Origin of the sequence: Streptomyces sp. NPDC017529, from assembly GCF_044329785.1 — a bacterium.
Classification (GTDB): domain Bacteria; phylum Actinomycetota; class Actinomycetes; order Streptomycetales; family Streptomycetaceae; genus Streptomyces.
Genome location: NZ_JBIRJY010000003.1, coordinates 211,447 through 235,850, shown reverse-complemented (window position 1 = coordinate 235,850; position 24,404 = coordinate 211,447). Strand labels below are relative to the sequence as shown.

Annotated in this window: 17 protein-coding genes, 3 tRNA genes, 1 pseudogene and 1 CRISPR repeat array; of the genes and pseudogenes, 14 read left to right on the top strand and 7 right to left on the bottom strand. The window is 72.0% G+C overall.

Annotation, left to right across the window (positions count from 1 at the left end; all coding sequences use genetic code 11):
• Positions 1–92 precede the first annotated feature (92 nt).
• The 4 genes from ACH4K4_RS08390 to ACH4K4_RS08375 all read left to right on the top strand — a co-directional run bounded on the left by ACH4K4_RS08390 (position 93) and on the right by ACH4K4_RS08375 (position 2,730).
• Positions 93–524 (top strand): gamma-glutamylcyclotransferase family protein, encoded by a 432-nt coding sequence (locus ACH4K4_RS08390; protein ID WP_398165706.1) that lies wholly within the window; start codon positions 93–95, stop codon positions 522–524.
• Positions 525–600: 76 nt separating this feature from the next.
• On the top strand, positions 601–1,617 hold the full coding sequence (locus ACH4K4_RS08385) for an adenosine deaminase (RefSeq protein WP_398165705.1): 1,017 nt from the start codon (positions 601–603) through the stop codon (positions 1,615–1,617).
• A 110-nt stretch (positions 1,618–1,727) separates the two neighbouring features.
• Positions 1,728–2,183 (top strand): MarR family winged helix-turn-helix transcriptional regulator, encoded by a 456-nt coding sequence (locus ACH4K4_RS08380; RefSeq protein ID WP_398165704.1) that lies wholly within the window; start codon positions 1,728–1,730, stop codon positions 2,181–2,183.
• Positions 2,184–2,289: 106 nt separating this feature from the next.
• On the top strand, positions 2,290–2,730 hold the full coding sequence (locus ACH4K4_RS08375) for a nuclear transport factor 2 family protein (RefSeq protein WP_398165703.1): 441 nt from the start codon (positions 2,290–2,292) through the stop codon (positions 2,728–2,730).
• Between the two features lie 67 nt (positions 2,731–2,797).
• Here the strand turns inward: ACH4K4_RS08375 and ACH4K4_RS08370 are convergent, their stop codons facing one another.
• The gene (locus tag ACH4K4_RS08370; RefSeq protein WP_398165701.1) at positions 2,798–4,957 is read right to left on the bottom strand and encodes a molybdopterin oxidoreductase family protein; all 2,160 of its coding nucleotides are present in this window, start codon (positions 4,955–4,957) and stop codon (positions 2,798–2,800) included.
• Positions 4,958–5,160: 203 nt separating this feature from the next.
• On the opposite strand from ACH4K4_RS08370, the gene ACH4K4_RS08365 reads away from it, so the two are divergent.
• The 6 genes from ACH4K4_RS08365 (at position 5,161) to ACH4K4_RS08340 (ending at position 13,310) form a co-directional block, all read left to right on the top strand.
• On the top strand, positions 5,161–5,952 hold the full coding sequence (locus ACH4K4_RS08365; protein WP_398165699.1) for a sirohydrochlorin chelatase: 792 nt from the start codon (positions 5,161–5,163) through the stop codon (positions 5,950–5,952).
• Entirely contained in the window at positions 5,949–7,280 is a 1,332-nt protein-coding gene (locus ACH4K4_RS08360; protein WP_398165697.1) for a deoxyguanosinetriphosphate triphosphohydrolase, read from the top strand. Before ACH4K4_RS08365 ends, ACH4K4_RS08360 begins: the two co-directional genes overlap by 4 nt.
• A gap of 314 nt (positions 7,281–7,594) precedes the next feature.
• The gene (locus tag ACH4K4_RS08355; RefSeq protein WP_398165695.1) at positions 7,595–8,878 is read left to right on the top strand and encodes an NAD(P)/FAD-dependent oxidoreductase; all 1,284 of its coding nucleotides are present in this window, start codon (positions 7,595–7,597) and stop codon (positions 8,876–8,878) included.
• Between the two features lie 95 nt (positions 8,879–8,973).
• The gene (locus tag ACH4K4_RS08350; protein WP_398165693.1) at positions 8,974–9,954 is read left to right on the top strand and encodes a threo-3-hydroxy-L-aspartate ammonia-lyase; all 981 of its coding nucleotides are present in this window, start codon (positions 8,974–8,976) and stop codon (positions 9,952–9,954) included.
• 125 nt (positions 9,955–10,079) lie between these two features.
• The gene (dnaG, locus tag ACH4K4_RS08345) at positions 10,080–11,993 is read left to right on the top strand and encodes a DNA primase (RefSeq protein ID WP_398165692.1); all 1,914 of its coding nucleotides are present in this window, start codon (positions 10,080–10,082) and stop codon (positions 11,991–11,993) included.
• A 126-nt stretch (positions 11,994–12,119) separates the two neighbouring features.
• Positions 12,120–13,310: an RNA polymerase sigma factor gene (locus ACH4K4_RS08340; protein WP_398165691.1), complete on the top strand. Its 1,191-nt coding sequence runs from the start codon at positions 12,120–12,122 to the stop codon at positions 13,308–13,310.
• A gap of 18 nt (positions 13,311–13,328) precedes the next feature.
• On the opposite strand, the gene ACH4K4_RS08335 is transcribed toward ACH4K4_RS08340, so the two are convergent.
• Together ACH4K4_RS08335 and ACH4K4_RS08330 are read right to left on the bottom strand one after the other, a co-directional pair.
• Positions 13,329–14,768 carry an FGGY family carbohydrate kinase gene (locus tag ACH4K4_RS08335; protein ID WP_398165690.1) on the bottom strand — a complete coding sequence of 480 codons (1,440 nt, stop codon included), beginning with the start codon at positions 14,766–14,768 and terminating at the stop codon, positions 13,329–13,331.
• 96 nt (positions 14,769–14,864) lie between these two features.
• Positions 14,865–15,164 (bottom strand): YtxH domain-containing protein, encoded by a 300-nt coding sequence (locus ACH4K4_RS08330; RefSeq protein ID WP_398165689.1) that lies wholly within the window; start codon positions 15,162–15,164, stop codon positions 14,865–14,867.
• Positions 15,165–15,428: 264 nt separating this feature from the next.
• On the opposite strand from ACH4K4_RS08330, the gene ACH4K4_RS08325 reads away from it, so the two are divergent.
• From ACH4K4_RS08325 to ACH4K4_RS08315, 3 genes are all read left to right on the top strand, one after another.
• Positions 15,429–15,501, top strand: a tRNA-Asn gene (locus ACH4K4_RS08325).
• A gap of 5 nt (positions 15,502–15,506) precedes the next feature.
• A tRNA-Asn gene (locus tag ACH4K4_RS08320) sits at positions 15,507–15,579 on the top strand.
• 180 nt (positions 15,580–15,759) lie between these two features.
• Positions 15,760–15,836: transfer RNA gene (locus ACH4K4_RS08315), tRNA-Ile, on the top strand.
• Between the two features lie 1,193 nt (positions 15,837–17,029).
• Positions 17,030–18,157: a CRISPR direct-repeat array (repeat unit 29 nt; unit sequence GGGAACAGCCCCGCACGCGCGGGGACCAC).
• Between the two features lie 129 nt (positions 18,158–18,286).
• On the opposite strand, the gene cas2e is transcribed toward ACH4K4_RS08315, so the two are convergent.
• The 4 genes and pseudogenes from cas2e to ACH4K4_RS08295 all read right to left on the bottom strand — a co-directional run bounded on the left by cas2e (position 18,287) and on the right by ACH4K4_RS08295 (position 23,500).
• Positions 18,287–18,652, bottom strand: a complete 366-nt coding sequence (cas2e, locus tag ACH4K4_RS08310) for a type I-E CRISPR-associated endoribonuclease Cas2e (protein ID WP_398165688.1) — start codon at positions 18,650–18,652, stop codon at positions 18,287–18,289.
• The gene (cas1e, locus tag ACH4K4_RS08305; protein WP_398165687.1) at positions 18,649–19,590 is read right to left on the bottom strand and encodes a type I-E CRISPR-associated endonuclease Cas1e; all 942 of its coding nucleotides are present in this window, start codon (positions 19,588–19,590) and stop codon (positions 18,649–18,651) included. Before cas1e ends, cas2e begins: the two co-directional genes overlap by 4 nt.
• A pseudogene (locus ACH4K4_RS08300) lies at positions 19,587–19,679 on the bottom strand (type I-E CRISPR-associated protein Cas6/Cse3/CasE); the annotation flags it as partial. The gene cas1e and the pseudogene ACH4K4_RS08300, both read right to left, overlap by 4 nt.
• 146 nt (positions 19,680–19,825) lie before the next feature.
• Positions 19,826–23,500: a helix-turn-helix domain-containing protein gene (locus tag ACH4K4_RS08295; RefSeq protein ID WP_398165685.1), complete on the bottom strand. Its 3,675-nt coding sequence runs from the start codon at positions 23,498–23,500 to the stop codon at positions 19,826–19,828.
• On the opposite strand from ACH4K4_RS08295, the gene ACH4K4_RS08290 reads away from it, so the two are divergent.
• Entirely contained in the window at positions 23,499–23,678 is a 180-nt protein-coding gene (locus tag ACH4K4_RS08290; protein ID WP_398165683.1) for a hypothetical protein, read from the top strand. The genes ACH4K4_RS08295 and ACH4K4_RS08290 overlap by 2 nt on opposite strands.
• The last annotated feature ends 726 nt before the right edge of the window (positions 23,679–24,404 follow it).

Below are 24,404 nucleotides of genomic sequence, written 5' to 3'. Positions count from 1 at the left end.
GCAGCGACGCGCCGCGGCCTGGCATGGTTGCGGGAACGAAGGGAGCCCGGACGCCGCCGCCCGGCCCGTCCCCGAGCCGAAGGAGCCGCCGGATGCCCACCGAGCCCGAGCGCCTGCCGTTCTTCGTCTACGGAACGCTGCGCCCCGGCCGGGCCAATCACGCCCGGTGTCTGCGCGGGCGGACGGTAGCCGAGGAGTCCGCGCTGGTCAGAGGCGTGCTGCTGTACGAGGGGCCAGGTTACCCGTACGCCGTGGCGGGCCCCGCCGACGCAGTCGTGCACGGCGACCTCGTACAGCCGGGCGAGGACGTCCACGACGAGGTGCGCGCCGCCCTGGACCGGCTGGAGGGCTATGTGCCCGGCGCCCCCGGCAACCTCTACGAGCGGGTGGCCTGGCGGGCCGAGCGCGCGGACGGCGAGGCCGTAAGGGCATGGCTGTACGTGGCGGCCGAGCCGCTGGCCACCCGGCTGCGCGCGACCGGCACACCGGTCCCGGGCGGCGACTGGGCGAGACCACCCCGCTAACCTGGACGACTTACCCCGTACCGCACAAGACCCGGCACCCCCGGCAGTCCCAGCAGCAGACAGGTGTGATCCCAGCGTGCCCCCCACCTCCTCGACCCCGGCCGGCTCCCCGTTCCCCAAGGCGGAACTGCACCTTCACATCGAGGGCACCCTGGAACCCGAGCTGGCCTTCGCCCTCGCCGAGCGCAACGGCGTCACCCTGCCGTACGCCACCGAGGACGACCTCCGCCGCGCCTACTCCTTCACCGACCTCCAGTCCTTCCTGAACCTCTACTACGCGCTGATGGCGGTGCTGCGCACCGAGGACGACTTCGCCGACCTCACCAACGCCTACCTCGCCCGCGCGCAGGCCCAGGGCGTCCGGCACGCCGAGATCTTCTTCGACCCGCAGGCGCACACCGCGCGCGGCGTGTCCGTCGGCACGGTGGTCGAGGGACTGACGCGGGCCCTGGACGCCGCCGAGGAGCGGTACGGCATCACCACCCGCCTGATCATGTGCTTCCTGCGCGACGAGAGCGCCGAGTCGGCGCTCGCCACCTTCGAGGCGGCCCGCCCCTACCTGGACCGGATCACCGCCGTCGGCCTGGACTCGGCGGAGGTCGGGCACCCGCCGTCGAAGTTCGCGGAGGTCTACGCGCTGGCGCGGGAGGCCGGGCTCAAGTGCGTGGCGCACGCGGGCGAGGAGGGCCCGCCGGCGTACGTCTGGGAGGCGCTGGACATCCTCGGCGTGGACCGCGTCGACCACGGCGTGCGCTGCCTGGAGGACGAGCGGCTCGTCGCCCGCCTGGTGGCGGACCAGGTGCCGCTGACCGTCTGCCCGCTGTCCAACGTGCGCCTGCGCGTCATCGACGAGCTGGCCGACCACCCGCTGCCCGCGATGCTGGACGCCGGCCTGCTGGTCACCGTCAACTCGGACGACCCCGCCTACTTCGGCGGCTACGCCGACGACAACTTCACCGCCGTACGCGACGCCCTGGGCCTGGACGAGGAGACGCTGCGCACCCTCGCCCGCAACTCCTTCCGCGCGTCCTTCCTGGACGAGCCGACCCGCGAGGCGTACCTCAAGGAGGTCGAGGCGCACGGCCGCGCGTGACGCGGGCGTGCGGGCGCGGGCCCGGCGCCACTGTTGACCTCAAGTCCGGTTGAGTTCCTAGGTTCTTCCTCATCGGCGCGACACCCGCGCCGGGAGATGAGGACACGACCATGGAGTACTCGCACAGCGACGCCGAACTCGCCGGCCAGCCCATCGGCTACTGGGCCTGGGCCGCGCACACGGCGGCCGTCACGCACATCCGCGCCGGCCTGGCCCGCCACGGTCTCGACCAGCCCCAGTGGTGGACGCTGAACCAGGTGGTGGGCCACGCCGGAGGCCGCGGCCGGGCGGAGGTGACCGACATGCTCAAGAACTACCTGGAGGTCGGCTCCCAGGCGCTCACCGAGGGCATCGACGACCTCCTGCGCCGCGGCCTGCTCGCCTCCGACGGCGACCGGCTGCACATCACCGCCGAAGGCGCCGAAGTGCACGCGCGGTGCGCCGCGCTCCAGAAGGAGATGCGCGCGACGATCCACGACGGCATCGACGACGAGGAGTACGTCCGCACGCTGAAGGTGCTCCAGCGGATGATCCACAACGTCGGCGCCGAGATGTGGCACCACTGAGCGCCCATGACCCGCCGGGTAATCGACCTTCCTGCCCGCCCGCGGCAGGATCGGGCACACCGGCGGAAGCCCCGCCGGGTCCGGCCGCAGCCGCGAGGAGAGCGCGATGACCGTCAACCCCACCACCGATACGGCGGGTTCCGTCGCCGAAGCCACCCGCGCCGTCGTACGGGAATTCCTCGCCGCCCGGATGGCCGGGGACACCGGGCGGCTCGTCGGACTCTTCGCCGACGAGGTCGACTGGCTGCTCGCCGAGAACCCGGTCGTCCCGTGGATACGCCCGCGCTCCACGGCCGCCGAATGCGCGGCCCAGGCCGCGGAGCTGGCGGCACACACCGTGCCCGAGGAAGCGCGCGCCTCCGTCGACACCTTCCTCGTGGACGGCACGGACGCCGTCCTGATGGGGCACGTGTCGGGCACCGTACGCGCGACGGGAAAGACCTTCGAAGGCCCGTTCGCCCTCCACCTGACCGTCGAGAACGGCCGGGTCACCCGCCACCACCTCTACGAGAACAGCCTGTCGATCGCCGAGGCCTGCACGCCGTGAGACGCGAGGTCTCCCGCTTCATCGACCCCGCGTGGCGCGTCGAGGTGGAGGTCGACGCGGTGCTGGGTCAGGAATCGGGCTGAGCGGCCGCCGCCTCCGTCGCGGGCTCCAGCCGTACCGCGCACACCTTGAACTCCGGCATTCCCGACGCCGGGTCGAGGGCCGGGTTGGTCAGGGTGTTGGCCCGGCCCCGGCCCGGCCAGTGGAAGGGCATGAAGACGGTGTCCGCGCGGATCGCCTCGCTGAAGCGGGCGGGGGCCACGGCCCGGCCCCGGCGGGAGACCACCGCCACCGGCCGGCCGTTCTCGATGCCGTACCGCCGTGCCAGCCGCGGATGGATCTCCACGTAGGGGCCCGGGGCCGCGGCGTTCAGGTCCGGTACGCGGCGGGTCTGCGCGCCCGACTGGTACTGGGCCAGCACGCGGCCGGTCGTCAGCACCACCGGGTACCGGTCGTCGGGCTCCTCGGCCGCCGGGCGGTGGGTGACCGGCACGAAGCGGGCCCGGCCGTCGGGCGTCGCGAAGCGGTCCAGGAAGAGGCGCGGCGTGCCGGCGTGCTCCTCGTCGGGGCACGGCCAGAAGACGCCGTCCTCGGCGGCGATCCTGCGGTAGGTGATACCGGCGTAGTCGGCCGGGCCGCCGGCCGAGGCGCGCCGCAGTTCGCCGAAGACCTCTTCCGGGTCCGTGGGAAAGCCCGTTTCCCAACCGAGGCGGGCGGCGAGGGCGTTGAGGACCTGGAGGTCGGTGCGCACGCCCGGCGGCGGGTCCAGCGCGCGGCGCCGCAGCAGCACCCGGCCCTCCAGGTTCGTCGTCGTCCCGGTCTCCTCGGCCCACTGGGCCACCGGCAGGACCACGTCCGCGAGCGCCGCGGTCTCCGACAGCACCACGTCGGCCACCGCGAGGAAGTCCAGGTCCCGGATGCGCTGTTCCACGTGGGCGGCGCGGGGTGCGGAGACGACGGGGTTGGAGCCCATCAGGAGCAGGGCGCGTACGTCCCGGCCGAGCGCGTCCAGCAGCTCGTACGCGCTGCGTCCCGGGCCGGGGAGGGACTCGGGCGGTACGCCCCACACGCCCGCCACGTGGGCCCGCGCGGCCGGATCGGCCAGCTTGCGGTAGCCCGGCAACTGGTCCGCCTTCTGGCCGTGTTCGCGGCCGCCCTGCCCGTTGCCCTGGCCGGTCAGGCACCCGTATCCGGAGCGTTCGCGTCCGGCGCGCCCCGTCGCCAGGCACAGGTTGATCCACGCGCCCACCGTGTCCGTGCCCTTCGACTGCTGCTCGGGGCCGCGCGCCGTCAGCACCATCGACCCCTCCGCCTCGCAGAACATCCGTACCGCCGCGCGCAGTTGCGGTACCGGCACGCCGGTGATCCGCTCCACCAGCTCCGGCCAGTGCGCCATCGCCGCCGCCCGCGCCGCCGGCCAGCCGCTGGTGCGCGCCGTGATGAACGCCTCGTCCGTACGCCCCTCGGCCACCACCAGGTGCAGCAGGCCGAGCGCGAGCGCCAGGTCGGTGCCGGGGCGCGGCGTTAGGTGCAGGTCCGCCTGCTCGGCCGTACGGGTACGGCGCGGATCGACCACGATCAGCCGGCCGCCGTTCTCCCTCAGCTCCGTCAGGTAGCGCAGCGCGGGCGGCATGGTCTCGGCCAGGTTGGAGCCGACGAGCACGACACAGCCGGTGCGGGCGACGTCGGCGAGCGGGAAGGGCAGGCCGCGGTCCAGGCCGAAGGCCCGCTGGTGCGCGGTGGCGGCCGACGCCATGCAGAACCGGCCGTTGTAGTCGATCTGCGAGGTGCCGAGCACCACCCGCGCGAACTTGCCCAGCGCGTACGCCTTCTCGTTGGTCAGCCCGCCCCCGCCGAAGACGCCCACCGCGTCCCTGCCGTACACGGTGCCGGTACGGGACAGCCCGCCGGCCACCCGGTCCAGCGCCGTCTCCCAGTCCGCCGGTGCCAGGCGGCCCGTCACCGCGTCCCGTACCAGGGGCTCGGTCAGCCGGACCCCAGGGGCGAGCAGTTCGGCGGCGGTGCGGCCCTTGCCGCACAGGGCGCCACGGTTGACGGGGAAGGCGGGGCGCTCCACGACCTCGGCGGGGGCGCCGGTGGCGCCCTGCGGGGCGCGGCGCAGCGCCATGCCGCACTGGAGGGAGCAGTACGGGCAGTGCGTGTCCACGTGCGCGCCCCGGGGCGGGGCCGCCGGGGCGGCGGTGGTGCGGGGGGTGGCGGCGTTCATGCCGCCAGCCTGCGGCGCCCGTGTTTCCGCTGGTCCGGGGCAGCGTTACGGGCCGGACAAGGGTGCCTCACGGCGCCTGTTCCCGGCGGGTGAGGAGACCCGGACCGCGCCTCACGCACGGGGCCCGCGGCCCGACAGCGGCCGGAAACCGGACGACACGCCCCCGCAACGGCCCGGCAACGCCCGGCTGCCAGGCTCCCTCCATGACCACACAGCTCAGCAGCCGGTTCGGCCGGTCCGGGCTGGACGGCCGGTCCCGCCCGCCCCTCGTAGCGGTGGCGCACGGCAGCCGCGACCCCGCCGCGCTGCGCACCGTCACCGCCCTCCTGGACCGCGTACGGCGCCTGCGCCCCGGGCTCACCGTCCGCCTCGGCCACATCGAACTCGACGAACCCCTGCTCCCGGACACGCTCGCCCGGCTGCGCGGCACGGCCGTCGTCGTACCGCTGCTGCTCGCCCGCGGTCACCACATCGCCCACGACATCCCCGCCGCGCTGGCCGACGCGCCCCACCTCACGGCGCACCTGGCCCGGCCCCTGGGCCCGCACCCCTTGCTCGCCGAAGCCCTGCACGCCCGCCTCCGCGAGGCCGGGGCCCGGCGCCCGGGCGCCGTCGTGCTGGCCGCCGCCGGGTCCCGCGCCCCCGAGTCGGCAGCCGACACGGGCCGTACGGCACGGCTGTTGTCCGCACGGCTCGGCGGCGTACCCGTCCTCCCGGCCTACGCCTCGGCGCCCGCCGGCAGTCCGCTCTCCGTCCCCGCCGCGCTGCGCGCCCTCGCCGCCCGCGGCCACCACCGCCCGGCCCTCGCCTCCTGCTTCACCGCGCCCGGCCGCTTCGCCGCCCAGTGCGCCGCCGCCGCTCCCGGGCCCGCCGCCGCGCCGCTCGGCGACCACCCCGCGCTGGCCGAACTCGTACTGCACCGCTACGACCGCGCGCTCGCCGCCCGTACCGCCTGCGACCCGGACCCCACCAGGGCGGCTACCGTCACGGTATGACGGGCACACGAACGACGGCCGGCCGCGAAGCGGGACACGACGGTACGGGCTACGCCGCGGCCGACACCGAACGCTGGGTCGCCGAGCCCGACAAGCGCCCGGGACGCACCGCCTTCCAGCGCGACCGGGCCCGGGTGCTGCACTCCGCCGCGCTGCGCCGGCTGGCCGGCAAGACCCAGGTCGTCACCCCCGGCACCACCGAACACCTGTGGGACGCCAGCCCCCGCACCCGCCTGACCCACTCCCTGGAGTGCGCCCAGGTGGGCCGCGAACTCGGCGCCGCGCTCGGCTGCGACCCCGACCTGGTCGAGACCGCCTGCCTCGCCCACGACCTGGGCCACCCGCCCTTCGGGCACAACGGCGAACAGGCGCTCAACGAGGTCGCCGCGCCCTGTGGCGGCTTCGAGGGCAACGCCCAGTCGCTGCGGCTGCTCACCCGCCTGGAACCCAAGCGGTTCGTGCCCGACGCGGACGGCACGGCGGTCAGCGTCGGCCTCAACCTCACCCGCGCCGCCCTGGACGCCGCGACCAAGTACCCCTGGCCGCGCGGCGGCCATCCCACCGACCCCGGTTCGCCCAAGTTCGGGGTGTACGAGGACGACCTGCCGGTCTTCACCTGGTTCCGGCAGGGCGCGCCCGAAGCGGCACGCAGCTTCGAGGCACAGGTCATGGACTGGGCCGACGACGTGGCGTACTCGGTGCACGACGTGGAGGACGGGCTGCACGCCGGCCACCTCGACCCGAACTGCCTGCTCGCCGAGCCCGAACGTGCCGAAGTGTTCGCGATCGCCGCCGGACGTTACGCGCCCGGAGCGGACCCGGAGGAACTGGGCGAAGCCCTCGACCGCCTGCTCGACCAGGCGTGGTGGCCGCACGGCTACGACGGCACCGCCATCGCCCAGGCCCGCCTGAAGGACGCCACCAGCCAGCTCATCGGCCGCTTCTGCCTCGCCGCCGAGACCGCGACCCGCGCCGCGTGGGGCGAGGGGCGCCACATCCGGCACCGCGCCCGCCTCGTCGTGCCGCGCGGAACCCGGCTGGAATGCGCCGTGTTGAAGGCCGTCGCGGAACGGTACGTGATGCGCAGGCCCGACCAGGAAGCGCTCCGCGCCGAGCAGCGCATCGTCATCGCCGAACTGGCCGAGGCGCTGATCGCCCGCGCCCCCGACGGCCTGGACCCGCAGTTCCGCGCGCTGTACGACCAGGCCGAGGCGGCGGGCGACGACACCGCCAGGATGCGGGCCCTGATCGACCAGATCGCGGCCCTCACGGATGCCTCGGCACGCTCCCTGCACGCCCGGCTCACCCGGCCGCCCGGCACCCGCTGACCCGGGGCACCGACCGTGGGGGGCCATCATGGACGTGACCGGTGCGACCCCTGGTAACCCGGCCCTCTTCCCGCGGCCCGCCGGGTGCGGGACGCTCGGGCTTGAGTGTTTCGAACGAGGGAACAAAACAGGGGCACCACGGGGCGTCCGACCGCGGAACGCGGTATGACACACCCCGGCGCGCGTCCGGGCGGGGGACACGCGGCCGGCCGCGGCGCACAGCACGCGGCGGAAGCACTGCGGGGGTACAACGGGGACACGACCGGGGGCGTTCACGGACGCGGACGCACCGCGCCGCAGCGAGGAGGAAGCAAGTGGTCGACGCACACCAGACGTTCGTCATCGTCGGGGGTGGCCTGGCCGGGGCAAAGGCCGCCGAGACCCTGCGCGCGGAAGGCTTCACCGGCCGGGTGATACTGATCTGTGACGAGCGCGACCACCCTTACGAGCGCCCCCCGCTCTCCAAGGGTTACCTGCTCGGCAAGGAGGAACGCGACAGCGTCTTCGTCCACGAGCCCGCCTGGTACGCCGGCGCCGACATCGAACTCCACCTCGGCCAGCCCGCCGTCCACCTGGACCCGGCGGCACGCACCGTGCGGCTCGGCGACGGCACCCTCATCGCGTACGACAAGCTCCTGCTCGCCACCGGCTCCGAGCCGCGGCGCCTGGACGTCCCCGGCACCGACCTGGCCGGCGTGCACCACCTGCGGCGCCTCGCGCACGCCGAGCGGCTGCGCGGCGTGCTGCGCTCCCTCGGCCGGGACAACGGCCACCTCGTCATCGCGGGCGCCGGCTGGATCGGCCTCGAAGTCGCCGCCGCCGCGCGCTCGTACGGCGCCGAGGTGACCGTCGTCGAGCCCGAGCCGACCCCGCTGCACAGCGTCGTCGGCCCCGAACTGGGCAGCCTCTTCACCGACCTGCACCGCGAGCACGGCGTCCGCTTCCACTTCGGCGCCCGCCTCACCGAGATCGCCGGCCAGGACGGCGTGGTGCTGGCCGCGCGCACCGACGACGGCGAGGAGCACCCGGCCCACGACGTGCTCGCCGCGATCGGCGCCGCGCCGCGCACCGCGCTCGCCGAGCAGGCCGGGCTGGCCCTGGTCGGCCCGGCGCACGGCGGCGGCATCGCGGTGGACGCCGCGCTGCGCACCTCCGACCCGCACGTCTACGCCGCCGGCGACGTCGCCGCCTTCCCGTACTGCCTGCCGCCCGGCGACGGGGACGACGGCGAGCCCACCGCTCTGCGCGTCGAACACTGGGCCAACGCCCTCAACGGCGGCCCCGCCGCCGCCCGCGCCATGCTCGGCCAGGACGTCACCTACGACCGCATCCCCTACTTCTTCTCCGACCAGTACGACGTCGGGCTGGAGTACTCCGGCTACGCGCCGCCCGGCTCGTACGACCAGGTCGTCTGCCGCGGCGACGTCGGCAAGCGCGAGTTCATCTCCTTCTGGCTGTCCCAGGGCCGGCTCCTGGCGGGCATGAACGTCAACATGTGGGACGTCACGGGACCGATCCAGCAGCTCATCCGCTCCGGCCGGGCCCTGGACCCGAACGCCCTGGCCAACCCGGAGGTCCCCTTGGACTCGCTGCTCTGAGCCGGACCCGCAGGACCGGGGCCGGGCCCGCGCGGCGGGCCCGGCCCGCGACCGAGGACACCCGAACCGCGGCCCGAGGCCAGGGAGAGCCGACCATGCCCACCGACCCCGTCACGCCGACCGACCCCGTCACGCCCGCCGACGTCGAGGACGCCGCCGCCCGCCTCAAAGGCGTCGCCCACCGCACGCCCGTGCTCCGCTCCCGCACCCTCGACGCCCTCGTCGGCGCCGAGGTCTACTTGAAGTGCGAGAACTTCCAGCGGGCCGGCGCGTTCAAGTTCCGCGGCGCCTACAACGCCGTCTCCCGCCTGTCCCGGGAGGAGCTGGCGCGCGGTGTCGCGGCGTTCTCCTCCGGCAACCACGCCCAGGCGCTCGCGCTCGCCGCGCGCGAACTGGGCAGCAGCGCCGTCATCCTCATGCCGGAGGACTCGCCGCGCTCCAAGAAGGACGCCACCCTCGGGTACGGCGCCGAGATCGTCACGTACGACCGCTACAACGGCGACCGGGCCGAGATCGGCGCGCGGCTCGCCGCCGACCGCGGCCTGACCCTGATCCCGCCGTACGACCACCCGCACGTCATCGCGGGCCAGGGCACCGCGGCCCGGGAGCTGATCGAGGAGACCGGCCCGCTGGACGCGCTGCTCGTGCCGGTCGGCGGGGGCGGCCTGATCGCGGGCTCGGCCGTCGCCGCCACCGCGCTGTCGCCCGGCATCCGCATGATCGGCGTCGAACCGGAGGCCGGGGACGACACCAGGCGCTCGCTGGCGGGCGGCGAGCGGGTGCGCATCCCGGTGCCCCGCACCATCGCCGACGGGCAGGCCGTGGAACAACCGGGCGAGCTGACCTTCGCCGTCAACCGGCGGCTGGTCGAAGCGGTGGTCCTGGTGAGCGACGACGAGATCCGGGCGGCGATGCGGCTGGCCTTCGAACGGCTGAAGATCGTCACCGAGCCCAGCGGGGCGAGCGCGCTGGCCGCCCTGCTGGCCGGAGCCGTCGAGCCGCTGCCGCGCCGGATCGGCGTGGTGGTCTCCGGCGGCAACGTCGGCCTGGACCGCTTCCTGGAGCTGATGGCCTGAGCGGGCGGCGCACCGGGCGGTTCACGGGCAGCCGGTGCCCGCGAACCGCCCGGTCCCGTACGGGTTGTCATGATCACCGGGCGGGCCCGGACGGGACTGTCGTACCCCACCCGTAGAATTCAGGCGTGGCAGGCAGGATCAACGATGACGACGTGAAGGCGGTGCGGGACGCGGTCCCGATCGACGCCGTCGTGTCCGAGTACCTCCAGCTGCGCAACGCGGGCGGCGGCAACCTCAAGGGCCTGTGCCCCTTCCACGACGAGAAGTCCCCGTCGTTCCACGTCAGCCCCGCCAAGGGCCTCTACCACTGCTTCGGCTGCCAGGAGGGCGGGGACGTCGTCGACTTCATCATGAAGCTCGACCACCTCTCCTTCGCCGAGACCATCGAACGGCTCGCCTCACAGGCCGGCATCACGCTGCGCTACGAGGAGGGCGGCTACACCCCGGGCCGCCAGCAGGGCGAGCGCACCCGCCTGGTCGAGGCCCACAAGGTGGCGGCCCAGTTCTACGTCGAGCAGCTGGACAGCCCCGAGGCCGAGATCGGCCGCAAGTTCCTCGCCGAGCGCGGCTTCGACCAGGCCGCCGCCCGGCACTTCGGTGTCGGCTACAGCCCGGCCGGCTGGGACCACCTCACCCGCTTCCTGCGCGGCCGCGGCTTCAGCGACAAGGAACTGATCCTCTCCGGCCTCTCCCAGGACGGCCGCCGCGGCCCCATCGACCGCTTCCGCGGCCGCCTGATGTGGCCGATCCGCGACATCGCCGGCGAGGTCGTCGGCTTCGGCGCCCGCAAGCTGCGCGACGACGACAACGGCCCCAAGTACCTGAACACCCCGGAGACCCCCCTCTACCGCAAGTCCCAGGTCCTGTACGGCATCGACCTGGCCAAGAAGGAGATCGCCAAGACCAGCCGCGCGGTCGTCGTCGAGGGCTACACCGACGTGATGGCCTGCCACCTCGCCGGCATCACCACCGCCATCGCCACCTGCGGCACCAGCTTCGGCGAGGGCCACATCAAGATCCTCCGCCGGCTGCTGATGGACAACGCGGGCTCCGAGGTCGTCTTCACCTTCGACGGCGACGCGGCCGGCCAGAAGGCCGCCCTGCGCGCCTTCGAGGACGACCAGAAGTTCGCCGCCGAGACCTCCATCGCCATCACCCCCGGCGGCATGGACCCCTGCGACCTGCGCCTGGCCAAGGGCGACGCGGCCGTCGCCGACCTGGTCGAGTCCCGCACCCCGCTCTTCGAGTTCGCGCTGCGGCACGTCGTCTCCCGGCACAACCTGGACACGACCGTCGGCCGCGCCGCCGCCCTGGACGAGGCGGCGCCCATCGTCGCCAACATCAAGAACAGCTCCATCCAGCACGAGTCCGCCGTGCAGCTGGCCGGCATGCTCGGCATCCTCGACACCCAGTTCGTGGTCCGCCGGGTCGGCCAGCTCGCCCGCTGGGCCCGCGAGCGCGGCCGGGACGGCCAGGACCAAGGACGTACGGGCCGCCGCGCCCCCGCCCCGGCCCCCGACGCCGTCCAGCCGCCGCCCGGGCCCCGAGGCCCCGCCCTGAACCTGCGCAGCCCCGCCCACCGCGTCGAGCGGGAGCTGCTCAAGCTGGCCCTCCAGCGGCCCGACCTGGTCTCGCCGGCCTTCGACGCGTACGGCGCCGACGAGTTCACCGCGCCCCCGTACGCCACCGTGCGCCGCTGCATCGAGGACGCGGGCGGCGCGCTGTCGGCCGCCGGCGACAACACCTACCTCGCCCGGGTCCGCGAGGCCGCCCCCGACGACACGGTCCGCGCCATGGTCACCGAGCTGGCCGTGGAGCCGCTGCACACCCGCCGCGACGCGGACGAGGCGTACGCGGGCGTCCAGCTCGTGGCCGTCCGGCTCGCCGCCGTCAACCGCCGCGTCACCGAGATCCGAGGCGCCCTCCAGCGCCTCGGCCCCCACGCCGACCCCCAGCACCTGGCCGCCGTCCAGAACGAGCTGTGGGTCCTCCAGCAGTACGGCCAGTCCCTGCGCGAACGGGGCTACGCGGCGCTGTAGGCGCGGCAGCCGCCGTCCCGGCCGCCGGTACCCACCCCGCCGTAGCCGCACGGTCACCGTACGGACCCAAAAAGTGCCCGCACGCCCCTCGTGGCGGGCATGTGTCGTACTCCACACTGAGGAGCGGTGCCTGAGTCCTCGGAGCGCGGCGGATCCGGGCGTACGGAACCGGAATCCCCCGCGGAACCGCTCTTGACGTACGGGACGGACAGCGGCTCGGCCGCAGACGGTCCCGACCTTTCTGCCGCCTCAGCAGCGATCACACTGGAGGTCGCCCCCGTGCAGACCCGGACCCTCGCCGGCGCGCCGGCCGCGGCCACCGTGCCGCACCAGGCCGAGCCGCCCGCGCCCGAAATCCTCGTGGAGGAGATCGCCCCGGAGCCACCGCCGCGTCCCGAGGCGGGCGGCCCCTCCTCCGACCTCTTCCGCCAGTACCTGCGGGAGATCGGCCGGATACCGCTGCTCACCGCGGTGGAGGAGGTCGAACTGGCCCGCCGCGTCGAGGCCGGCCTGTTCGCCGAGGAGCGGCTGCGGCTCGCCACCGACCTGGACTCCCAACTCGCCCTGGACCTCGACAAACTGGTCGTCCTGGGCCGGATGGCCAAGCGCCGCCTCATCGAGGCCAACCTGCGCCTGGTCGTCTCCGTCGCCAAGCGCTACGTCGGCCGCGGACTGACCATGCTCGACCTCGTCCAGGAGGGCAACCTCGGGCTGATCCGCGCCGTCGAGAAGTTCGACTACGCCCGCGGCTACAAGTTCTCCACCTACGCCACCTGGTGGATCCGCCAGGCCATGTCCCGCGCACTGGCCGACCAGGCCCGCACGATCCGCGTCCCGGTGCACGTCGTGGAACTGATCAACCGGGTCGTGCGGGTACAGCGCCGGATGCTCCAGGAACGCGGCTACGAACCCACGCCCGAGGAGGTCGCCGCCCAGCTCGACCTGCTCCCGGAACGCGTCAGCGAGGTCCTGCGGCTCGCCCAGGAACCGGTCTCCCTGCACGCCCCCGTGGGCGAGGAGGACGACGTCGCGCTCGGCGACCTCATCGAGGACGGCGACGCCGCGTCCCCCGTCGAATCCGCCGCCTTCCTCCTGCTCCGCGAACACCTCGAAGCCGTGCTCTCCACCCTCGGAGAACGCGAGCGCAAGGTCGTCCAGCTGCGGTACGGCCTCGTCGACGGCCGCCCGCGGACCCTGGAGGAGATCGGCCGGATCTTCGGCGTCACCCGCGAACGCATCCGCCAGATCGAGTCCAAGACCCTCAACAAGCTCCGCGACCACGCCTTCGCCGACCAACTCCGGGGCTACCTGGACTGATCGACGCGCCCGGCCGGCTCACGGCGCGGACAGGAACGCCCCGGCGTAACTCTCCTCGCGCACCGCGATGTACTGCTGGCGCACCGCCTGCCCGACCGGCAGGTCCTCGCCCGGCTCGAAGACCTGGCTGGCCGCGGCGGGCCAGCGGGGCGGCTCGTGCGCGGGCAGCGTGCCGTGCGCCGCGCCCAGCGCCCAGGCCGCCTGCCGTGCCGCGCCCAGCGCCGCGTAGTCCGCCGGCTGCGGCACCACGACCTGCGCCCCGAACAGCCCGGGAGCCGCCGCCTGCACCGCGCCCAGCTCGGCGGCCGCGCCCAGCAGGAACACCCGGCGCACCTCGACGCCGCGCCCGCGCAGCACGTCCAGCGCGTCCGCGAGCCCGCACAGCATGCCCTCGAAGGCCGCCCGCGCCAGGTGCTCCGGCTTCATGCTCTCGCGCCGCAGCCCGTGCAGCGACCCCGCCGTGTGCGGCAGGTGCGGCGTCCGCTCGCCCTCCAGGTACGGCAGCAGCACCATCCCGTACGAGCCCGGCGTGGACTTCAGCGCCAGCTCGGACAAGCCCGCCAGATCCGTGCCCAGCATCTCGGCCGTGCCACGCAGCACCCGCACCGCGTTGCTCACGTGCACCACCGGCAGGTACATGCCCGTCGCGTCGGCGAACGAGGTGATCGTCCCGGTGGAGTCCGCCGGCGCCTCGTGGTGAATGCCGAAGACCGAACCGGAGGCGCCCAGCGACACCACCGCGTCGCCCGAGCCGACCCCCAGCCCGAAGGCGGCGGCCATCGTCTCGCCCGTACCCGCGGAGATCAGCAGCCCCTCAGGGGTGAACCCGGCGGTACCGGAAGGACCCAGCACCTCCGGCAGCCGCACCTGGTGCCCGAGCGCCAGCTCCACCAGATCCGGCCGGTACGCGCCGGTCGCCGCCGACCAGTAGCCCGTACCCGAGGCGCCGCCCCGGTCCGTCGTACGCCGGGCAGGCCGCCCCAGCAGCTGCCACACCAGCCAGTCGTGCGGCTGCAGGACCTCGGCGACCCGCGCCGCGTTCGCCGGCTCGTTCCTGGCCAGCCAGCGCAGCTTCGTCAGCGGCTGGGCCGCGTGCGGGACGGCGCCGACGGCCTGCGCCCAGGCGGCCCGCCCGCCGAGCGCGTCCACCAGGTCGGCCGCCGCGCTCTGCGCCCGCCTGTCGTTGCCGACCAGCGCGGCCCGTACGAGGGCGCCGTCGCCGTCCAGCGGCAGCACCCCGTGCTGCTGCGCGGACACCCCGATCGCCTGCACGCCCTCCAGGAGCCCGTTGCCCGCGGCCTCGCCGAGTGACATCAGCCACGCCTGCGGGTCGATCTCGTGTCCCTTTTCGGCGGGGTGCGGCGCGTACCCCTGCCTGATGACGGCACCCGTGTCCGCGTCGCAGACGACGATCCGTGTGCTCTCGGACGAACTGTCCAGCCCGGCGACTATCCCCATGCCCCCAGATGATGCCCCATCGACGGGACACGGCGGGCGGCCGGGCCGGGCCGCGCACGAGGGCGGCCCGGCCCGGGTCGTGACACGGCCCTCGGCTCAGGTGTTACTCGTACCCCAGTCGTCGTCGTTGCCGCCGCGCTGCTCGCGCAGCGAGCGGATGCGCTCGGCCACCGGGCCCGGCATCCGGTCGCCGACCTTCGCCGACACCGTGTCGAACGCCTTGGCCGCCACCTCGCGGCCGCCGAGCGCGGCGGACTCCGCGGTGTTGCGGACCGCCGGGTTCTGCGCGATCCGCCGGGCACCCTTGCGGAGCTGCTCGTACCGCTCCCGGCCCGCCTTGGTGCCGAACACGTATCCGATGGCCAGTCCCGTGATGAACGTCAGCCGGTAGCGCATCGTCGCTCCACCTCTCCCTCTCGTCCGGTCTCGCTCGCGCGCTGTGCATGGGTCCGCGTGCATGGGTCCGTGTGCATGGGGCCGCGTGTAGGGGTCCGCCGGTCCGTGCTGCCCGCGTACCCACGGACCAGAAGATCATCCGGGACCGCCCGCCGGCATACCGATTGGCGGAGCACCCCCCTGCTTGCGCTAATGTATGTGCAGCAGCGAGCGCACGCCGACCGGAGCCCCCGGTTCGGAGTGCATTCGAGGCACACAGAGCATTCCCCTGTAGCTCAATTGGCAGAGCAGCCGGCTGTTAACCGGCAGGTTACTGGTTCGAGTCCAGTCGGGGGAGCTCGGTCCCCTGTAGCTCAATTGGCAGAGCATTCGGCTGTTAACCGGAGGGTTACTGGTTCGAGTCCAGTCGGGGGAGCAGGACGGAAGAGGACCCCCACGGGGGTCCTTTTTCCTGTGCGGTGGAACCGAACACCCCGTGATCCAAGTCCTCTTGGACGAGCATGGCGGCCCATCGGGGACCCACCCGCGCAACAGATCGTATGAGCGGCTATGCTGCGGCAGACGGCGCGCACAAATGTGCGCGGCGCGCCGTTTCGGGGCGGTAGCTCAGCCGGTTAGAGCAGCGGACTCATAATCCGTCGGCCGTGGGTTCGAGTCCCACCCGCCCCACCAAAGAATCGTTCTGACCTGCGTAAACGTCTCATCGAGGGCGTTCCCGCAGGAAATGTGCCATACATCTGCCACACGCGACGCCCGTACGCTGGACGTCAAGGCGAGCACCAAGACCTACGCGAAGCGGTCCGGCACGCCGGCGGCGCCCATGCCGGGGCGTGGCAGGGCAAGAGCTTCGGCGGCGGGGTCATGGCGGAACGTTTCCGTGCCCTGGTGAACGGTCACGGACAGCAATGGCTGCCCGGGTGGGGGAAGGGCGAAGGGTTCGTCGAGGAGACGGCCGAGCCTGAGTGCCCGGCCGAGGAGGTGTCCTCCACCTACGCCTACAGGTACGTCGAGCTACTCACGGACACATCCGGGCATACGCGCACGAACTACCAGGTATTCGCAGAGGCCACATGATCCCGTGGTCCCGGGGCCTGGCGGTCTCGGATGACGCGAACAAGATCACGCGCGATCGCGTTAGCGAGTGGATCATGACCTCGAAGAGGGACGCCCGGAGCCCGAGACTCGCAGACGTTCGTAAGCGAACGACGTCGGTCCCCGCGCCCCGCCACCGAGGCGGAAAATCCAGACCATCACCAGGGCTGAGCCGGCGACACGGGGCTGATCCGGCAGGAAACTGACTCTCGCCACCACGACCAGGCCGATGGCTACTACGTACGCCGTCATCGGCACGAGCGTGATCACCCGGTGCCATGTCTCAGAGCGGGCAACGAACCACGGCGCCGCGACCCAGTACGACCCCGAGCAGCAGGAGAGCCGAGACGGCAGCCACCCCGCGGAACAGCGGCAAAGAGGTGGTGCCGAACGCCACCACAGCCAGGACGACGAGCCAGGCGCCAGCCATCCCGGCCCACGGCCGCCAGGGTGCTGGCCGAGCCCATACTGACTCGGGTGTCACGAATGCTCTCCACGCGTCGGCAGGGCGCCAGCTTTCCTGCCGGTCTGCCAGCGAGAGAAGCACCTGCCACGGACAGACCGAGTACGAGGCCGTTCGGTCACAGCGAAAAACCCGGGGCTGTCTTCCCCCAGGGCTTCGGAGGACTTCGGAGCCGAGCCCCCGAACCCCTGTCGATCTTGAATGAAAAGGACCAAGGCATCGTCACTTCGTGACGAAGCAATCAGCCAAAACGACCGAAACTGACCGATTTCGAACGGGGGTGGGCGGGTCGGTGGGGTGGGGGCGATGAGGAAGCAGCCCCGCAGGCGCGGGGACCACGGACCGCTCCAGCAGGCTCTGAGCACCGGGCAGGGAACAGCCCCGCACGCGCGGGGACCACAGCGCCTCCTGGAACACGCGGCCCAACAGGCCGGGAACAGCCCCGCACGCGCGGGGACCACGGGCCGCGCCCGCGGTACTTGCCCGCGTAGGCGGGAACAGCCCCGCACGCGCGGGGACCACGCGTCGTGACGATCGAGGCACAGGGCGTGACCGGGAACAGCCCCGCACGCGCGGGGACCACCCAGCCGGAAGCTGCCTGGGGTCGACTTGTCCGGGAACAGCCCCGCACGCGCGGGGACCACAATTCCTCGCCCGACTCCGGATGGACCCAGGTAGGAACAGCCCCGCACGCGCGGGGACCACGGAAACACGGAAATCGGGGGAGAGCGTTGATTGGGAACAGCCCCGCACGCGCGGGGACCACGGCGTCCGCTCGCCGTCTGGGAAGGCCGGACCGGGAACAGCCCCGCACGCGCGGGGACCACCTAGCGAAGTTGTCGCCGTCGGCGCGGGAGACGGGAACAGCCCCGCACGCGCGGGGACCACCTGTCATTCGGTCTTTCGTCGCCAAGCGGGACGGGAACAGCCCCGCACGCGCGGGGACCACACGCCCTTGACGTCCATACCGCCCCCTAGCTGGGGAACAGCCCCGCACGCGCGGGGACCACTACTACCAGAGCAAGCCCAAGACCATCCGGAGGGGAACAGCCCCGCACGCGCGGGGACCACGATGACGATGTGCAGCCCGGCCCGCTCGGTGCGGGAACAGCCCCGCACGCGCGGGGACCACGCGGCCTTCCACTCCTCGTACGCCTTCTGGGCGGGAACAGCCCCGCACGCGCGGGGACCACCACGGTGGAAGCGTTGTCCTGGTTGAGGACGCCGGAACAGCCCCGCACGCGCGGGGACCACATTTCCGGGCCGAACTCGCGCGGACGACAGCCGGGAACAGCCCCGCACGCGCGGGGACCACCCGGCTCCAAGCCCCAACGCCCCCCGCGGGCGGGGAACAGCCCCGCACGCGCGGGGACCACTGGGCAGTTCTGCCGAGTCCCGCAGATGCCGCAGGGAACAGCCCCGCACGCGCGGGGACCACAGGTCGTGACCAGCGGCTTTGTCAGGCGGGGGAGGGATTTTTACTTACTTTCAGGAATTCCGGCATAACGGGCATATATTCAGGCATTGGTGGGCTGCTCCGCTCGTGCAGGGTGTGGGTCGGGGGCGGCTATCGGCGGCCGTATTTGCGGCGTTGGGCGGCCTTGCTCCAGTTCTGTTTCGGTGGTTGGGGTGGGCGGCCGGTTTCCGGTGGGGTGGTTCGGGGGGCTGGTCGGTGGAGGAGGGTGAGTCCTTCGTGGTCGGTGGGGTGCCAGGCGTGGTTGTGGGTGCGGAAGGTGAAGCCTTGCTCGGTGTCGGTCTGGTGGACGAGGAGGGCGCGGCCTTTGTCGGAGTACTGGCGGACTTCGTCCCACAGGAGGTCGCGGATGCGGGCGGTGGGGGAGCCGAGGAAGACACCGGGGGAGATTTCCAGGAGCCAGCGGGTGAGGAAGCCGCGCAGGCCGGCGGGGCAGTTGGCGAGGATGATGACGGTCACCACAGCACCTCGTCGCCGTAGTTGTGGCCGCTTTCCAGATGGGTGTCGCCGTCCGACTGCAGGGTCACCCGGTCCTGGTGGTCAGAAGCGTCGTCGTTGTGGTGGAGGAGGGTTTTGATGTCGTTGACACAGCGGTCGAGCAGGTTGGTGTCGTTGATGCGGGTGCGCAGGGCGCGGCGGGTGCGGGAGGCCACGTCGTCGAGGCCGTCGGTGGCGGCGTCGAAGGCCGCGGGGATGGCGATGTCGGTCTTGTAGAGGTCGGCGATGTCCAGGACGAAGGAGCGTTCGTGGCCGGAGTGCACGAAGCCCAGGGCAGGGGAGCAGCCCAGGGCGGTGACGACGGCGTGGGCGATGCCGTACATACACTGGGCGGCGGCGGTGACGGCCTGGTTGGGGGCGTCACCGGCGGCGAAGTTGTCGCGGTGGTAGTCGCGGCGCTTCCAGAGGACGCCGGTGCGGGCGGATTCGCGGCGGTAGCAGTCCTTGAGGCGGCGGCCTTCCATGGACAGCAGGTCCTGGCGGGTGCGGCCGGCGGGGTCTTCGTCGGGAAAGCGCAGGCGGTACATGGCGCGGGCGACCTCCAGTCGGGTGCGCTGGTTGGCCCAGGCACTGGCTTGGGCTTCGGCCAGGGCCGAGGAGCGGGTCAGGGCGCGGCCGCCGGCGTAGAAGCGCACGCCGTGCTCGCCGACCCAGACCACACCGGCGCCGCATTCGCCGAGGACGGACATGGCCTGGTGGGTGATGCGGGTGCCGGGGCCCAGCAGGAGGGTGCCGATGGTGGCGGCCGGGATGTGGGTGGTGCCGTCCGTGTCGGTTGCGGTGATGGCGTTGTCGTCGCGGTGCACGGTGCACCGCTCCAGGTAGATGAACGAGAGCCGGTCGCCGACCCGGGCCAGTTCGCGGGGAGTGGAGGTGCTGCGGCGGCTGACGGTGCTCATCGGCCGCCTGCCGCGGCCAGCGTCATCAGGCCGCAGCCGTACGCCTTGGACTTGCCCAGGCCGTGGGTGAGGGTGCGGCGGAAGGCGGCGGAACTGGAGCGATTGCCGGCCGTGCACGATGAGGTCATAGGCGTCGCCGAACTGCGTCAGTCGGCGGTCGGTGGGCTTGGGGACCACAGATCGGCTCCCAGCGTGAACGCGCGGTGTGTCACCGGTTGGGCCGCACGGGCAACGTTCACGGTCCCGTTCTCCTTGCCATCCGGTGCTGGTCGAGAACACCGGCGACCTGGGACACTGCGTCCGGGGCTGTGCGGCCCAGTACTGGCAATGTCCAGTACCAGCTGTCGGTGGCCAGGGCTTCGAGGACGAGGCTACGCACATTGGTGGTGTCATCGGCCTCTGCCGGGCGCATGTGGTGTGCGAGGGCTCTGAGCACAGAAAGGGTCCAGTAACCCTCGTCGGCAGCCACATCCAGATACGGCGGTACGCCGGCCAAGTGAGCGGCCACGACCGACTGGGCAACGCCGCGGGCAGCAGGGTCATGCAACCTGCCGATCGTGCGGTACGTGCGCTTGACGTCACCGTGGGTAGCCCGGAGCAGGGCGAGTCCGGTAGCGAACAGGGGTTCCGTGCCGAGCCGTGCGTGAGCTGCGGCTTCCAGGGAGGCGAGCTGGGCGTCCGTCCGGGCACCGGCGGCGTGATCACACAGCGCCTTGAGCAGTGCGGTTCCGGACGTGTCGAGTCCAGCTCTCGGCAAGCCACCAGCGATGGCACGTGCGGCGACGGCCTCCGGTTCGAGGCCCATCTCGACGGCCAAGGCGGCCCGCCGGTACGGAATGCCCGCCCTGCCGAGCGGCTTGCCTCCGTGGGGAGGGGCGGCCCACTGCTCGGCCCGTTGGGAGTCACCTGCATGAGCGAACGCTTGGGCGACCAGGGCCCTGATCTTCGGTTGCAGTGGGTCCGACATGCGTCGGACCATGTCCGCTGCCCCTTCCGCGCACCGCAACGCCTCGACGTGGCGCTGTGCGTCTGCGTGAGCCATTGCGGCCGAGGTCAAGATCTGTAGGCACAGGAGGGTGTCGGACAGCTCGGTCCTCAAGAGTGAGGTGACCTCTTCGAAGGGTTCGAGAACGCCGAAAAGAGCTTCCGCGAGGAAGGGCAGCCATGTGACGGGCGTGCCCCCATCGGCAGCCCGCCTTGTGTACCGGTTCAGGCACTGGCGTAAGTGGGGGCCGTCTCCGAGGTCGGACAGACGCGTCATTTCCTTGAGCAGCTCTTCGTATTCCGCCGCCTCCGCTGCTTCCCGTGTTGCGCTCTCATCGTCGAGACGACCGTCGAGCGACTGCGATGCACATGAGGTGTCGTCAGTGGGCGCGTCGGGGAGCAGGGCGCGCACCTTTCTGGGTGTCTCTCCAACGTCGAGCAGCGCTTGGGTTACCCGGCTTATGGACTCCCGGAGCCTGCCCTCCGGGACGTCGCCCGAAGCTCTCTCCGCCTCGCGCATGGCGGTGTACGCCAGCTGGCGAGCTTCCTCCAGCATGGCTTCGGCGAGCGCGGAGGCCGTGAGCGCGCAACAGTCGACGGCCGTCAGGTCCGGAGCCGCCAGGGCCACGCTTTCGGCGAACTCCTTCATCCTGCGGTGGACCGACTCTGCCCGGCTCGGATCAGCTGTGGCTACGGCTGACCAGATCTCCACCGCAAAGTCGGGGCGCCCCTCTGCCGAATCCGCATGACTCTCCGCTTCCAGCAGGAGCTCGTCGAGCAGCTCAGCCGCGACGGCCGGTTCGGAAACGAGCAGCAGAGCCGCGGTCTCGGTAACCGCCGCGACGTTCTCGGGCCGGCAGATGTCGACCGTAGCCAGCAAGCGGACCGCCTCGCCCGGTGATCCTGCTGCGGCGAGCGTGGCGGCGGCTCGGGGGACGAGCGCCTGGATCTCCAGCTCTGCTGTAGGGGCGGTCTCCGCCTCTTGCCGCTGGGCGTGCGTGGCCCACGTGGCGGCTTCACTCGCAAGGTGTCTCGCCCGCTCCGCAGCCGCTGCTTGCAACGGTCCCATGGACAGGGCCGCCCGAACCACCTCGATGAGCCGTACCGCTTTGGAGGCCGGATCAACGGCCGAGAGCGCGAGCGACCAGGCGCGGGTGAGGTCTCCGACCACGACCAGAGCGCGAAGAACCTCACGTGGTACCGGTCGGCTCCTCGTATCGAGGAGAGTCCGGGAGGCGGCTGCCGGTGCCAGGACTGTGGGCGTCGGAAGCGCCCGCATGACGCGGTCGAGCGAGGCGAGCGCGAGGTCGGTACGTCCTCGGTTCGCGAGGCACAGCAGACGGCGGTGATCGAGCGCGAAGGCGCGGCAGCGGTCGAGGTCGTCGCCTTCCCAGAGCAGTTCAGGGTAGTGGTGGAGCAGATACGCGGGGGTGGGGTCGGGCCAGCCGGCGGCCCGGTAGCGGTCGGCCCAGGCGTGCAGGTGCCGGGTGAGTTCGGCAAGCTTCCTGGGGCCCATCCCTTCCTCGGTCGCCGCGTACAGTTCCTTGTGTGCCAGGACGAGGGTGTCGGGTTCCAGGTCTTCCGGCCTGAAGACCCGGCCGGCCACGCTGTGCCGCAGTCTCTCCAAGTCGGCGGGCATCAGCTCGGTCGTGTGCCCGCTGTACTGGAGCAACTCGTCCAGTTCGGCGACACTGAGCCCGCCGTCTGCCAAGGCCAGGTAGCCGAGGAAGTCGCGTACCCAGCCCCTGGTGTCCTCGAACAGTGCGGCCAGATCGTCGTTGGCGGTCTGCCGCAGTACGCCGGCCTCCGGAGAAGGCCGGAATCGCGGTATCTGCTCGGCGTGCCGTAGCGGGTGGTCCTGGCGTACGTCACCGGGCAGGGGCGGGTGCCACCGGCGGCTGACCAGGACGCGGAGACCGGGGTAGGGCTGTTGTGGCAGCAGCGAGGCGATGCTCTGCCTGCGCCTGCATTCTCCGGCGTCCTCGTCCAGTCCATCGATGACCAGGAGAAGACGCCGACCAAGCGCGACGCTCTTCTGGGAGGCCTCCTTGTAGAGGGTCAGCAGGGTGGCTTCGTCGGTTGCGTTCGACGGCCTGTTTCGCGCATGCCGCGACAGCTGCTCGATCATGATCTTGCGAAAGTTCCCAGCGTTGTCCGTCCCGTGCCCCCACCGGACGAAGTATGCGATGAGGTCCATGTCGTCGGCCTCGTACGTGGCGACGAAAGCGGCCAGGAAAGCGGACTTGCCCGCCCAGGCCGGGGCGACGAGGGACAGGTATCCCTTCGCGCCGCAAATCAACTCCGGTAACCGGTCGAGGTGTTCCCGACGACCCACCAGTTCTGGCGGCCGGTACTGCTCGGCGGTGTGGAGGTACCGGAAGGGGGCGATCTTGGCAGGGCGGGTGGCGCTGGGCGGCCGCCCGCCGCGGTTGCTCCGGCTTTCACCCACGGCCTCCTTGATGAGTCGCTGCCACTCCCTGTGGGGATGAGCAGGTCTTTGGGCGCACTCCTCCAAGTAAGCGACCAGGCGTTGGTACTTGACGACGCCGTGCTGTGACGGCGCGGCCGTACCGTTCAGCCAGTTACTGATCGTTGAGGTAGAGGTGCCCAGCTTGGTCGCGAGTTCTTCGAGCGTGATCCTTCGTCCGCATGCCCTTCGGGTTTCCTCAAGCAGCGCCTGCAAGCAACCAGCGAGCCGCATGCGGGCGCTCTCGGGGCGACCGTCGGTGCCTCCGGCCTCCTGAGCGTTCACATCATCTCCCACCCGGGAAAGTCCCTGGAAATTTTTTGTGATGCGTGAGAGCAGCGCGAACGCCCTCTGACGAGAGCTTTCGACGTCGCTGGAAACCCGTTGGGCGTGGGACAACTGTCCCACCGCCGCCCGGCAGACCCGCTGGCCGGTCTGTACGGGAGGGAACTTGATCATGTCCGCACTACCGACCCTGCTGACTGACGCCACGGTACTGGCCGCCGCCACGGGGTTCAGCTACTCCGTGACTCTGCTCGGTGTCGCACTCGCCTCGGTCGCCTCCCGCTCCCCGGCCCGACGCCGCGATGCGCGGGCGACCCTCACGATCCTGCTGAGGCGAAAGCCCCACGAGTGAACAGGTGTTGGGCTGCGCGGAAGCTCGGTGGCGCGACCGGCGCGACTCAGTCGGGTTGGTTAGTTTCCGGATCCCCCAAACGCTGGGCACGCATCACCGAAGCGTGCCACAGTGAGCCTTGGCGGTGCCCACGCGCCTCCCGCTGGTCCGCTCCCTGGCAGATGCCAGAGAGTGGAGTGAGGGAGGGGACCTTGCGCGCGCAATCACGGCGCTGGCTCAGGGCCTGCCTGGTCGACACAAGGGGGTGGTTACGGAGACACCGGGACGACATGGCCTGGTTGGTGATCGAAGTCGTCGTCTCGACCGTGGTCTCACATCTCATGACGCTCATGTGAAGAGGTCTCTCCCGGCATTCCACAGTTGCCGGGAGAGACCGCCTTCGGGCCACAGGCTAACGCTCCTTCGTCCATAGAGCGTGACGTGTCGGCCGTGGCGGTATACGGGCCTTACTCCGGGACCATACCGGAAGTTCTCGGATCGGAGCTGTGCCGTCCCTGCGCCAGCAGGGCTGATCCCTCAGTGGGGTTCGTTAGCGGACAAGCCTTGTTCTTTCCCCGCGTCGGTGGGGACGGAAGGTCGGTACCTGCTGACGAGCCGACGGGCTGTATGCGCATCACCTGCTGGCCGGGCGGAGCCGACGTATCTGTCCGAGGCACGCTGAGGCTCCCACGCCTCGGCCCTGTCACCAGCCACCCACCCATTCCACTCTCCACTCAGGTGGATGCG

Coding starts and splice junctions, on each gene's coding strand:
- ACH4K4_RS08390 (WP_398165706.1), top strand. CDS start 93: ATGCCCACCGAGCCCGAGCGCCTGCCGTTCTTCGTCTACGGAACGCTG.
- ACH4K4_RS08380 (WP_398165704.1), top strand. CDS start 1,728: ATGGAGTACTCGCACAGCGACGCCGAACTCGCCGGCCAGCCCATCGGC.
- ACH4K4_RS08375 (WP_398165703.1), top strand. CDS start 2,290: ATGACCGTCAACCCCACCACCGATACGGCGGGTTCCGTCGCCGAAGCC.
- ACH4K4_RS08370 (WP_398165701.1), bottom strand. CDS start 4,957: ATGAACGCCGCCACCCCCCGCACCACCGCCGCCCCGGCGGCCCCGCCC.
- ACH4K4_RS08365 (WP_398165699.1), top strand. CDS start 5,161: ATGACCACACAGCTCAGCAGCCGGTTCGGCCGGTCCGGGCTGGACGGC.
- ACH4K4_RS08360 (WP_398165697.1), top strand. CDS start 5,949: ATGACGGGCACACGAACGACGGCCGGCCGCGAAGCGGGACACGACGGT.
- ACH4K4_RS08350 (WP_398165693.1), top strand. CDS start 8,974: ATGCCCACCGACCCCGTCACGCCGACCGACCCCGTCACGCCCGCCGAC.
- ACH4K4_RS08335 (WP_398165690.1), bottom strand. CDS start 14,768: ATGGGGATAGTCGCCGGGCTGGACAGTTCGTCCGAGAGCACACGGATC.
- ACH4K4_RS08330 (WP_398165689.1), bottom strand. CDS start 15,164: ATGCGCTACCGGCTGACGTTCATCACGGGACTGGCCATCGGATACGTG.
- cas1e (WP_398165687.1), bottom strand. CDS start 19,590: ATGAGCACCGTCAGCCGCCGCAGCACCTCCACTCCCCGCGAACTGGCC.
- ACH4K4_RS08290 (WP_398165683.1), top strand. CDS start 23,499: ATGTCCGCACTACCGACCCTGCTGACTGACGCCACGGTACTGGCCGCC.
- ACH4K4_RS08295 (WP_398165685.1), bottom strand. CDS start 23,500: ATGATCAAGTTCCCTCCCGTACAGACCGGCCAGCGGGTCTGCCGGGCG.